Origin of the sequence: Amycolatopsis sp. NPDC049688 (assembly GCF_040674975.1) — a bacterium.
In the GTDB taxonomy this organism is placed as follows: Bacteria; Actinomycetota; Actinomycetes; order Mycobacteriales; family Pseudonocardiaceae; genus Amycolatopsis.
Window position 1 is genome coordinate 144,826 of sequence record NZ_JBFANY010000012.1, and the last position, 11,545, is coordinate 156,370.

The 11,545-nt window shown below is 70.9% G+C and carries 9 protein-coding genes; 6 read left to right on the forward strand and 3 right to left on the reverse strand.

Going from position 1 to position 11,545, the window contains the following annotated elements; all coding sequences use genetic code 11:
• Nucleotides 1-157: 157 nt before the first annotated feature.
• Both AB0J55_RS31805 and AB0J55_RS31810 read right to left on the reverse strand, forming a co-directional pair.
• Complete coding sequence (locus AB0J55_RS31805; protein WP_364256727.1) at nucleotides 158-685, reverse strand: GtrA family protein; 528 nt, start codon at nucleotides 683-685, stop codon at nucleotides 158-160.
• A 90-nt stretch (nucleotides 686-775) separates the two neighbouring features.
• Nucleotides 776-3,001, reverse strand: a complete 2,226-nt coding sequence (locus AB0J55_RS31810; RefSeq protein ID WP_364256730.1) for a sigma-70 family RNA polymerase sigma factor — start codon at nucleotides 2,999-3,001, stop codon at nucleotides 776-778.
• Between the two features lie 269 nt (nucleotides 3,002-3,270).
• On the opposite strand from AB0J55_RS31810, the gene AB0J55_RS31815 reads away from it, so the two are divergent.
• The 5 genes from AB0J55_RS31815 (at nucleotide 3,271) to purE (ending at nucleotide 8,422) form a co-directional block, all read left to right on the forward strand.
• On the forward strand, nucleotides 3,271-4,116 hold the full coding sequence (locus AB0J55_RS31815) for a GGDEF domain-containing protein (RefSeq protein WP_364256733.1): 846 nt from the start codon (nucleotides 3,271-3,273) through the stop codon (nucleotides 4,114-4,116).
• A gap of 71 nt (nucleotides 4,117-4,187) precedes the next feature.
• Nucleotides 4,188-5,531: a glycosyltransferase 87 family protein gene (locus AB0J55_RS31820; protein ID WP_364256736.1), complete on the forward strand. Its 1,344-nt coding sequence runs from the start codon at nucleotides 4,188-4,190 to the stop codon at nucleotides 5,529-5,531.
• On the forward strand, nucleotides 5,506-6,714 hold the full coding sequence (locus tag AB0J55_RS31825; protein ID WP_364256739.1) for a glycosyltransferase 87 family protein: 1,209 nt from the start codon (nucleotides 5,506-5,508) through the stop codon (nucleotides 6,712-6,714). The genes AB0J55_RS31820 and AB0J55_RS31825 overlap by 26 nt, the downstream gene beginning before the upstream one ends.
• A 13-nt stretch (nucleotides 6,715-6,727) precedes the next feature.
• Nucleotides 6,728-7,912, forward strand: a complete 1,185-nt coding sequence (locus AB0J55_RS31830) for a 5-(carboxyamino)imidazole ribonucleotide synthase (RefSeq protein WP_364256742.1) — start codon at nucleotides 6,728-6,730, stop codon at nucleotides 7,910-7,912.
• A 12-nt stretch (nucleotides 7,913-7,924) separates the two neighbouring features.
• Nucleotides 7,925-8,422, forward strand: coding sequence for a 5-(carboxyamino)imidazole ribonucleotide mutase (purE, locus tag AB0J55_RS31835; RefSeq protein WP_364256745.1), 498 nt, complete (start codon nucleotides 7,925-7,927; stop codon nucleotides 8,420-8,422).
• 40 nt (nucleotides 8,423-8,462) lie between these two features.
• Here the strand turns inward: purE and AB0J55_RS31840 are convergent, their stop codons facing one another.
• Nucleotides 8,463-10,139, reverse strand: a complete 1,677-nt coding sequence (locus AB0J55_RS31840) for an AMP-binding protein (RefSeq protein ID WP_364256748.1) — start codon at nucleotides 10,137-10,139, stop codon at nucleotides 8,463-8,465.
• 106 nt (nucleotides 10,140-10,245) lie between these two features.
• Here AB0J55_RS31840 and AB0J55_RS31845 point away from each other — a divergent pair, with 106 nt between their 5' ends.
• Entirely contained in the window at nucleotides 10,246-11,403 is a 1,158-nt protein-coding gene (locus tag AB0J55_RS31845) for an acyl-CoA dehydrogenase family protein (RefSeq protein ID WP_364256751.1), read from the forward strand.
• The last annotated feature ends 142 nt before the right edge of the window (nucleotides 11,404-11,545 follow it).

Genomic DNA, 11,545 nt, shown 5'->3' on the forward strand with positions numbered 1-11,545 from the left:
GGCTCCATCGTCATCCGCGAACGGATGCGACCTCTTCGCGCTCGGAAACCACCTCGGATTCGTCCCGCTCGCCCGGCCGAACCCGGACGGCGTCTTCACGGAGGAACACTGACGAAGATGACTGTAGACAACTACATGTCAGAAGACAAGTAGTTTCTCAGGGCAGGCGGCTGACCTGATCGGTGTCGCGCCGCCGCTCGCCCAGCTCGTCCGGGAACACCCACTTCTTGAAGCCCCAGAACCGGAAGAACATCGCCAGCAGCATGCCGATGATCGAGCCGCTCACGAAGTCCGCGATCTCCTGGACCAGGAACGTCACGTGCGGCACCTCGAGGTCGAGCACGTACCGCGACACGATCAGCGGGATCAGGTTGACCCCCACCGCGATGCCGCTGATGACGAAGAACAACGCGGCTTCGTGGTGCCGCTCGCGGCCGCCGCGGGTCCGGAAGGACCACTCGCGGTTGAGGATGTAGGACACGATGGTCGCGACGATGATCGCGATCGCCTTCGCCGTCGTCGGTTTCGGCTCCAGCACCGTCAGCTTCAGGGCGTACCAGACCCCGTTGTCGACCAGGAACGTCGTGCCGCCCACGATCGCGAACTTCAGCAGCTCCCGGTGCTTGATCAGCACCGAACGCAGTGGCTCCGGCGTGCGCTTGAGCACGGTTTCCACAACGGTCACACCACGCAGTCTAGGAGAACTCCGCGGTGGCCCGTGGTCCAGGCGGTCCGGCCGCCGTGAATGTCCGGATCAGCCGCGAAACTTCCGCCGCTAACCGGTCAGCCAGCCGAAAGCTTTTTCGGGGCTGACGGTCGGTGGCCGGTCGCCCGGTTTGCCGCTCGGCCGCGGGGGCGCGCTCGTGGTGGTCGTCGACGTCGGCGGCTCGCTCGGCGGCTCGGACTTCGTCGTCACCGGCGGAGTCGGGGTCGGCTTCGAGGGCGTGGGTTTGGTCGGTTTGGTCGGCGTGGTCGACGGCGTCGATGTCGGAGTCGGGTGGTGGTGGTCGCACCAGCGCAAGAAGCAGCCGAAGTCCACTGTGACCGGCGTCGCCGACGCCTTGCCGAGCTGGGCGGTGATCGTCACGCGCCCGCCCTCGGGACGGCCCCGGAGCCGCACCCACAGGTTGACGTGCCGGCCCGGCGCCAGCGCGCTCTTCGTCGTGCAGCTGGCGCCGTTGCCGTCCGGGGTGCACGGGAAGGCGCGCAGGCTCCACCACTGCCAGAGGGGGTGGTCGAAGGTGACCGTGACCGGCTTCGTCGTCTCGCCGGTGTTGCGGACCCGCACGTAGACCAGCGGGTTGCGGGTCCACGGGAACGCCGAGAGCCCGTCGCCCTGCGCTTCCAGGACCACGCCGTCCCGCGGCTGCTTCACGGTGACCTTGACGCTCACGCTGACGGAGATCTGCACGCCGGCCGTGACCGAGCCGGTCACCGTGCCGCCCTCGGCGTCGTCGTCGGCCTGCAGCCGGAAGTTGAGCGTCGCGCTCTGGCCGGGTTGCAGGCCGGTGCCGGTCTTGCAGGTGACGGTGCCTTCGCCGCCGGGGCAGTTGACCGAGATCGGGTCGCCGGCCTGCGCGAGCGCCATGGCCGCGCCGCCCCCGCCGGTGTCGACGGCGTGCACGCCCGGGGGCAGGTTCAGCGCGACGGCCACCGGCTCGGACAGGCTGCCGCCGTCGTTGCGGACCGTGATCGGCACGTTCTTCGCAGTGCCCGGGCTGAGCTCGACGCCGTCCGGCGGGGTCGTCGCGGACATCGACGGCGGGGCCGGGGCGGGCGGAGCCGGCGGCGCGGGCGACGGCGGGGCAGGCGGCGCAGGCGGAGCCGGTGCGGGCGGGGCCAGCGGAACGACCGGCGGCGCGGCGGGCTCGACCGACGGCGTGGCGGGCGGGGCCGGTGGCTCCGGCGGCGCGGGCGGGACCGGCGGCTGCGGTTTCGGGGCCGGCGGCTGAGCCGGCTGGGCCGACGGTGGCGGCACCTGGGCGGCGACCGGGATGTCCTGCGTCCCGCCGCCCGCGGCCAGCGCGATGACGACGGCCGCGACGACCGCGGCACCCGAAGCGGCGACCCCGGCGAACTGGCGGGGCCCCGCGGCGGCGGCACTCGCGGCCGCACCGGCCTTGCCGCCGGCGGCCGCGGCTCCGGCGGCCGCGGCGCCCGCGGTCGCCGCCGTGGCCGCGCTCGCCTTCGCGGCGCCGATGGTGGCGAGGTAGCCGAGCGCCGCGCCGCCCAGGACGATCGGGGCGATGATCGCGCGCAGGCCGCCGTTGACGTCGGCGAGCTCCGCGGCCAGCGCCCGGCAGTTCTCGCACTCGTCGAGGTGGCTCTCGACCTGGGCGCGTTCCCGTTTCGACAGGCCGTCGCGGGTCCACGCGCCGAGCCGCTCGGCGCAGGCGCGGCAGCGTTCCTCGGCGTTCTCCTGCAGGTGGACCTGCAGGTACGCCTGGCGGAGCCCCTCGCGGGCGCGGTAGGCGAGCGCCGAAACGCCGTTCGCGGTCAGCCCCAGCAGCGGCGCGACCTCGGCCGGGCTCTGCTGCTCGATCTCGGTGTGCCAGAGCACCGCCTGCCAGCGTTCCGGCAGCCGCGCGAACGCCTTGGCGGCCATCGTCCGTTCGAGCCCGGCGACCGCGGTGTCGGAGAACGGCACGGTCAGCGCCTCGGCGGCCGCCCCGCCGACCTCGGTCATGTCCTCGTTGAGGTCGACCCGCCGTTCCTTGCGGGTGCGGTCGTACGCGGTGTGACGCAGCGCGGTCAGCAGGTACGCCCGGAAGGCGGTGTCCGGGCCCTTGCCACCACGGAGCGTGTCGAGCACCTTGGCGAACGCCTCGGACACGAGGTCGTCGGCTTCGGAGCTCGAGCGGGCCAGCTGGCGGGCCAGGTTGTGAGCCGCGCCGGTGTGCCGTTCGTAGAGCGTCCCGTACGACGCGAGCTGCCCGGAGCGGACTTCCGCGATCAGCTCGGCGTCACTCTTTCCGCTGAGATCGGCGGGAACGGTGGACACGGCACTCCTCGGTCGGCTAGAGCCAGGACCTGCCATTACAGGCGGATCCGGGACGCGAGACCAGTGTGACTGACCCTCCCCGGCCGGTCACGTCGTGGTGGGCGTGATGACTCCGACGGCGGAGCAAAATCACCCACCCCCGGGTTGCGCCGCGGAAAAGCCGCGAGACAAAAAGTGGTCAGTACGCGTCACGGTGTCCGTCAGGGGACGTCCCCACCGTGAAGCTTCGCACAAGATCCTCGCGAACCGGATGAAAGGGACGGGTGCCAGTGGATGTTCCGGCGACGCGCCCCGGCTCCGGAGACACCCCGCCCGCCAAAGCCGACCGCGATGCGTCCCTGCGTGCGCTGCGGGCGCGCTGGCGCACGGCCAGCCTGGCCGCCGGCTGGCGGTTCCCCAGCGACTGGGCGCTGCCCGAGGTCGACGCCGTCTGCGCGGCCGTGATGGCCAAGGGCCGGGTGGAGGCCGCCGAAACCGCGCTGGCCGGGCTGGCCAGGGCTCGCGCGGCGGCCGGGGCGGGGCTCGCGGAGACCCTCGCCGACCTGGCCGCGCTGCACGCGGTCCTCGGCCACGACGGCGACGGGTTCGTCGCGCCCGACGTCGACGCCGCACCGGCCCGGCTCCTCCGGACCACCGCGCTGGCCTGGGCGGACGTCGCCACCGACCAGCTCGTCCACACCGAGGTCACCGACCCGCTGACCGGCCTGCCGTCCGCCGCCTACCTGCGCACACGGCTCGCGGAGGTCTACCAGGCCGCGGCCGCGCGTGAGCGGGCCGCCGCCGACGACCACGTGCTGCTGGTCGTCTCGCTCGACCTCACCGCCGTCGCCGGGTTCCCGCGGCTGACCGGGATGATCCTGGTCGCGGACGCGCTGCGGGCGGTGTTCGACAGCGGCCAGAGCGTCGCCTCGCTGGGGCCGTCCGTCGTCGCGGCCCTGGTTGCCAAGGACGAGCGGGTCGCCTCGCACGGCGTCGCGCTGCGGAGGGCGTTGCACGAGCGGCTGTCGGTGGACAACCAGCTGGCGGACGTCGGCCGGCCGCGCGTGTCGGCGGTCCGCCTGCCGGCCACCCACGAACTGGCCTGCGACCTGCTGGCGCACCTCGCGCGCGCGTAGAACGCCGGAAAAGCCCGGTTTCGCCCGGACCCTTCGGACCACGACCGGGCCGGTCATGATTTCCTGATGGGGTGACCCGGACCGTATCCACCGACGTCGACGGCGAAGTCGCGGCCAGACCCCAGCACCGGCTGGCCCTGCGGAAGTCACTCGCCCGCCTCTCCGTCCGCCCGCGGTCGATCCTGATCCTGTCGGTGATCCCGCTGGTCGCGATCGGGTACGGCATCTACGGCTGGCAGCACGACTGGGTGCTCGGCGTGGACAGCGCGGTCTACCGCGCCGGCGCGCTGACCCTGCTGCACGGCGACTCGCTCTACGACGCCAACACGCTGCCCGACGAGCCGTGGTGGGCGCTGCTGCCCTTCACCTACCCGCCGACGGCGGCGCTCATCTTCGTCCCGCTCGCGGCGTTCCCGACGCAGATCTCCTGGGGCCTGATCACCGCGATCTCGCTGGGCGCGATGGCCCTGTCGATCCGGATCGCGATCGGCGCGCTGCCCCGCCCGGCCGCCGACGGGCCGCGCTGGTGGGCCTCGCCCGCCCGCTCGACCATCGTGTTCTTCCTGGTCTTCCTCGGCCTCGAGCCGGTGTGGCGGACGATCTTCCTCGGCCAGATCAACCTGGTCCTGATGGCCATGATCCTGCTGGACATGCTGGTCATCGGCGCCCGCGGGAGCCGCTGGGGCGGCGTCCTGGTCGGCGTCGCGGCGGCCATCAAGCTGACGCCGCTGGTGTTCCTCGGGCACCTGTTCATCACCGGCCGCCGCAAGGACGCGCTGCGCGGCCTCGCCACGTTCGTGCTGCTCCAGGGCCTGATGTTCCTGATCAACGCGCATGATGCGGCGAAGTACTGGACCGTCACGCTGCCGGACACCGGCCGGATCGGGCCGGTGCACTGGGCGGGCAACCAGTCGCTGAACGCGCTGATGAACCGGGCCACCGACCTCGCGCCGTGGGCGTCGAAGGCGGCCATGGGCATCGGCTTCCTGCTCGCCATCCCGGCGCTGTGGCTGCTCATGCGGTTTCACCGCAAGGGCCAGGCGCTGGCCGCGCTGCTGGTCACGGCGTTCTGGACGCTGCTGATGTCGCCGATCTCGTGGACGCACCACTGGGTGTGGGTGATCCCGCTGATCGTGCTGCTGGTCTCGCGGCTGCCGAAGACGACCCCGAAGACGGCGTGGAAGCGCTGGGTCGGGACCGGGCTGGTGGCGTTCGTGTTCGTCAGCTGCGTGCTGCTGATCCTGCCGAACGGCCGCAACGTCGAGCTGCACTGGAAGGTGTGGCAGAACGTGCTGGGGGACGCCTACATCCTGATGCCGGTCGTGCTGGCCGCCGCGCTCGCGTTGCGCTGGGGCCTGCAGCGGCGGGCGCGGAAGAAGGCGGCCGCGGATGCCGACGTCCCCGCCGGGGTCTGAGGCGCGGGCCGGTCGCTTCGCCGCCGGCGGGATCGCGCTGCTGGTGCTGGGTTTCGGCGTGGTCGCCTGGCTGGCCGGGTGGCACCTGGGCGCGGACAGCGCCGTCTACCGCGCGGGGGCGTTGACGCTGGTGCACGGCGACCCGCTCTACACCCGGGACGTGCTGACCGCGCTGCCGGACTGGGTGCGGCTGCCGTTCACCTACACGCCGGCTGCCGCGCCGCTCTTCCTGCCGCTCGCCCTCGTGCCGTCCGGCCTGGTCTGGGGCGTGATCGCGGTTTTGTCGGTGGTCGCCCTTATCGTCGTCATCACGGTGGTTTCGTCGCCGCCGGGGCGTGCATCCCTCCTGGGAAGGAGGTGGTGGGCGCTGCCGGCGGGAACGGCCATCGCTCTGGTCCTGGAGCCGGTGTGGAAGACGCTGTTCCTGGGCCAGATCAACTTGATACTGATGGCGTTCGTGGTGCTGGACGTCCTGGTGCTGTCCGCGCGCGGGTCGCGCTGGGCGGGCGTGCTGATCGGCGTGGCGGCGGCGATCAAGCTGACCCCGCTGATCTTCGTGCCGCACCTGTTCTTCACGGGCCGGTGGAAGGACGGGCTGCGGGCCCTGGGCACGTTCGTGGCGCTCGAAGCGGTGATGTTCGCGGTCATCCCGGTCGACGCGGCGCGGTTCTGGCGGGATTCGGCGACCGACCCGAGCCGGGTCGGGTCGGTGCACTGGATCTTCAACCAGTCGCTCAACGGGCTGGTGAACCGGGCTTCTTCGCTGGCGCCCTGGTCGCTGGCGGTGGCGGTCGGGGTGGCGGCCGTGCTCGCCGTGCCGGCGGTGTGGCTCGTCGTGCGGCTGCACCGGCGGGGCGAGGACGCGGGCGCGTTGCTCGTCACGGCGTTCTACGGGCTGCTGCTGTCGCCGGTGTCGTGGTCGCACCACTGGGTCTGGTGCGTGCCCTTGATCACGCTGCTGGTGGTGAAGGCGCGGTGGTGGGCCGCGGCGGCCGTCGCGCTGCTGTTCGGCTCGCAGATCGTGATGCTGGTGCCCAACGGCGGCGATCGCGAGTTCGGCTGGGGCCTGGGCTGGTCGGTCCTGGGCAACCTCTACGTGCTGGCGGCGGCGGCCGGGATCCTCGGGCTGGCGGCGCGTGAGCTTCGGCTGGTCCGGCGGTCAACCGGCTTGGTGACCGTTTAGGCTGATCGGCGCTATGGACAAACACACCGGTCTGCCCGTCGTGGGCATGGTGGGCGGCGGCCAGCTGGCCCGGATGACCCACCAGGCGGCGATTTCCCTCGGCCAGTCCCTGCGCGTGCTCGCCGCGAGCGAGAACGAGGCCGCCGGGCTCGTCGCCGGCGACGTCACGCTCGGGCACCACACCGACCTCGACGCCCTGCGGAAGTTCGCGGCCTCGGTCGACGTGCTCACGTTCGACCACGAGCACGTGCCCGGCGAGCACCTGCTGACGCTGGCGATGGAGGGTTTCGTCATCCGGCCGGCGCCGGCGGCGCTCGGTTTCGCGCAGAACAAGCTGGTGATGCGCGAGATGATGGCCGGCCTCGGCGTGCCGGGCCCGGCGTTCGCCGAGGTGTCCACAGTGGACGACGTGCTGACGTTCGGCGTCGAGCACGGCTGGCCGGTCGTGCTCAAGGCGTCGACCGGCGGGTACGACGGCCGCGGGGTCTGGATGCTGGACACCGCGCAGCACGCGCGCGAGACCGTGCCGGAGCTGCTCGAAGCGGGCACGGCGCTGCTGGTCGAGGAGAAGGTGACGATGCGGCGGGAGCTGTCCGCGCTCGTCGCCCGCTCGCCCTTCGGCCAGGGCGCGGCGTACCCGGTGGTCGAGACGGTGCAGACCGGCGGCATCAACACCGAGGTCCTGGCGCCGGCGCCGGGGCTCGACGACTCGCGCGTGCACGAGGCGCAGGACCTGGCGTTGCGGGTCGCGTCGACGCTGGACGTCACCGGGCTGCTGGCGGTGGAGCTGTTCGAGACGGACACCGGGCTGCTGGTGAACGAGCTGGCGATGCGCCCGCACAACTCCGGCCACTGGACGATGGACGGCGCGCGCACGTCGCAGTTCGAGCAGCACCTGCGGGCGGTGCTGGACTACCCGCTGGGCCGGACGGACCTGATCGCGCCGGCGTGCGTGATGGCGAACGTGCTGGGCGCGTCGGAGCTGCCGGAGATGGGGCCGGACGAGCGGCTGCACCACCTGTTCGCGCGGTACCCGGAGGCCCGGGTGCACCTGTACGGCAAGCAGGAGCGGCCGGGCCGGAAGCTCGGTCACGTCAACTTCACGGGCGAGCGCATGGAGGACCTGCGCAACCGCGCGCTGCTGTCGGCGCACTGGCTGTCCCACGCCGTCTGGCTCGACGGCTACGAGATCCACTAGGGAGTGACGGGTATGGCGCCGCAGGTGGGCGTGATCATGGGCAGCGACTCGGACTGGCCGGTGCTGGAGGCGGCCGGCGCGGCGCTGGACGAGTTCGGCGTCGAGTACGAGGTCGGCGTCTACTCGGCGCACCGCACCCCGCAGCGCATGCTGGATTACGCGACGTCGGCGGCCTCGCGAGGACTCCGCGTGATCATCGCGGGAGCGGGCGGCGCAGCCCACCTCCCGGGCATGGTGGCGTCGGCGACGGTGCTCCCGGTGATCGGCGTCCCGGTCCCACTGAAGTACCTGGACGGAATGGATTCGCTGCTGTCGATAGTCCAGATGCCGGCGGGCGTCCCGGTGGCAACGGTCTCGGTGGGCGGCGCACGCAACGCGGGCTTGCTGGCGGTCCGCATCCTGGCGGCGTCGGACGAGGGTCTGCGTGCGAAGATGGCGAAGTTCCAAGCGGATCTGGAGAAGCTGGTCCTGGAGAAGGACGCGGCCCTGCGCGAGAAGACCGGCCACTAGCCGGGGCACGGCCGCGGCGCGACCGAGCCCCGGCAGGCGGTCAGCCGTCGAGCTTGCCGATCAGCTGCTGCCTCAGCTCGCGTTTGAGCACCTTCCCCGCCGCGGAGACCGGGATCTGCTCGACCACGTGCACCTCCCGCAACCGCTTGTACGGCAGCACCTTCTCGTTCACCGCGGCCATCAGCTCGTCCGCGTCCAGTGCGCCCCGTGGGACCACGAACGCCACCGGGAGCTCGCCGACCTCCGGGTGCGGGCGGCCGACCACCGCGGCCGCCGCCACGCCCGGCATCGTGATCAGGAGCTCCTCCAGCTCGCGGGGGAACACGTTGTACCCCTTGTACAGCAGCATGTCCTTCTTGCGGTCCACTATGGACAGGTAGCCGTCCGGGTCGAGGATGCCGATGTCGCCCGTGTGGAGCCAGCCGTCGACCAGGGCCGCCGCCGTCTCCTCCGGGCGGTTGCGGTAGCCGAGCATGATCTGGGGGCCGCGCAGGCAGATCTCGCCCTTCTCGCCCGCGGGCAGGGGATCCTCGCCGCCCTCGGCCGGGACGATCTTGACCTGCGTGTCGAAGATCGGGACGCCCACCGAGCCGACCTTGCGGGTGCCCGAGCGGTACGTCGGCGAGATCACCGCGCCCATCGTCGCCTCGGTGAGGCCGTAACCCTCGCTGACCACCACGTCCGGGAAGCGCGAACGCAGAGCGTTGATCATCGCGTGGTTCATCGGCGCCGCGCCCGAACCGATCGCCCGGACCGATGACAGGTCGGCCGTGTGGAACGACGGCGTCGCGAGGAGTGCGGCGAACAGCGCCGGCGCGCCGCCGATGCCGGTGATGCGCAGGCGCTCGGCGTCGGCGACGTACGCCGCCGGGTCGAACCTCGAATGGAGCACGATCGTCGTGCCCGCCATCACCGCCGCGTTCAGGCCGCCGATGATGCCCATCGCGTGGAACCACGGCGTCAGGTTGATCGCCACGCCGGTGCCCAGGCGGGTCGGCCACTCGTCCTCGCTGCCGATCTGGTCGAGCGTGACGTCGCCGTGCTCGTCGAGCGCCGGGACCGAGCCCGAGCTCCAGCAGGCGTGCTGCAGCGTGTTGACCACGACGTTGCGGTGCGACAGCCGCACGCCCTTCGACCGGCCGGTCGTACCGCCGGTGTAGGCGAGGTGGGCCAGGTCCTCGGTCAGCGTGAACTCCACCGGCGGGCGCGTCTCCGGCTGGCCCGCACCGAACGCCTCGAACTCGACGGCGCTCTCGGGCAGGTCGCCGTCGGGGGCCACGACGACGGTGAACCGGGCCGGGATGCGGTCGGCGACGCTGGCCAGGGCGCCCGCGGCCGGGCCGAACGTCACCACCGCCGCGGCCTCGCAGTCGGTGAGCTGGAAGGCGAGGTCGTCCGGCGGGAGCAGCGGGTTCGCCGGGCTGAAGGTCGCGCCGGCCAGCAGCGTGCCGTAGTACGCGACCGGGAACGCGAGGCAGTTCGGCAGGTGCAGGGCGACGACGTCGCCGCGGCCGATGCCGCGGTCGCGCAGCGCGTTGGCGAACCGGCAGGCGGCGCGGTAGGTCTCGGTGAAGGTGAGACTGCGGCCGTCGTGGGCGAAGGCGGTCCGGTCGCCCCAGCGCGCGGCACCCGCCGCCAGGATCGAACCGACCGGGACTTCGGGGTAGTCGAGGGAGGCGGGCAGACCGGGCGGCGTCGTCGGCGCGGTGATCGGCATCACCCGACCATACGAATTCTGCGGTCAACGCCACAAGGACGAGCCAGGTGAACGAGCGCTAACATCGACGGACCCCCTCCCGACGTTGCAGAGAAGGTGACCGGAAGTGACCGACGGCCTGTACCAGCTTGCCGAGGAGCACGAGGAGCTGCGGGCCGCGGTCCGGGCCCTGGCCGAGAAGGAGATCGCGCCCTACGCGGCGGAGGTCGACGAGAACGAGCGTTACCCGATCGAGGCTTACAACGCTCTCGTGAAGTCCGGCTTCAACGCGGTGCACATCGGTGAGGAGTACGACGGGCAGGGTGCCGATGCGGTCGGTGTCTGCATCGTGATCGAAGAGGTGGCTCGGGTCGATGCTTCGGCATCGCTGATCCCCGCGGTGAACAAGCTGGGTACTCAGCCGATCATCCTGTCGGCTTCCGAGTCGTTGAAGAAGCTTGTTCTGCCTTCTATTGCTTCTGGTGAGGCTTCGGCTTCGTACGCGCTTTCGGAGCGGGAGGCTGGGTCGGATACCGCTTCCATGCGGACTCGGGCTCGGCTGGACGGTGACCACTGGGTGCTCAACGGGACCAAGGCTTGGATCACCAATGCTGGTGAGTCTTCTTGGTACACCGTTATGGCTGTCACCGATCCTGATGCCGAGAAGAAGGCCAATGGGATTTCGGCTTTTGTCGTGCACAAGGATGATCCTGGGTTCTCGGTGGGGCCGAAGGAGAAGAAGCTGGGGATCAAGGGGTCTCCTACTCGGGAGATTTACTTCGAGAACTGCACTATTCCTTCGGATCGGATCATTGGTGAGCCCGGCACCGGCCTGAAGACGGCGCTGCGCACGCTGGATCACACCCGCCCGACGATCGGCGCGCAGGCGCTGGGCATTGCCCAGGGTGCTCTCGATGCGGCGGTGGCGTACGTCAAGGACCGGAAGCAGTTCGGCAAGTCGATCTCCGAGTTCCAGGGTGTTCAGTTCATGCTTGCCGATATGGGGACGAAGATCGAGGCTGCTCGTCACCTCGTTTATGCCTCTGCTGCTGCTTCTGAGCGGGGGGACAAGCGGGCTGGGTTCATGGCTTCTGCTGCGAAGGCTTATGCGTCCGATATTGCCATGGAGGTGACTACGGATGCTGTTCAGCTCTTTGGTGGGGCTGGGTATACCCGGGACTTCCCTGTTGAGCGGATGATGCGGGATGCCAAGATCACCCAGATTTACGAGGGGACCAATCAGATTCAGAAGGTTGTTATGGCTCGGGCTCTTTTGAAGGGCTGACTTTCTTCGGGTTGCAACCCCGAAGCCTGATTGTGACTACGGCCGGCGGCATGTTGTCAAGGCGGGAAAGCGTGCCTTGACAACATGCCGCCGGCCGTGTTCTGGCTTCGTATCGGGGTTGCGGGGGGTCTGGGTTGCGCCG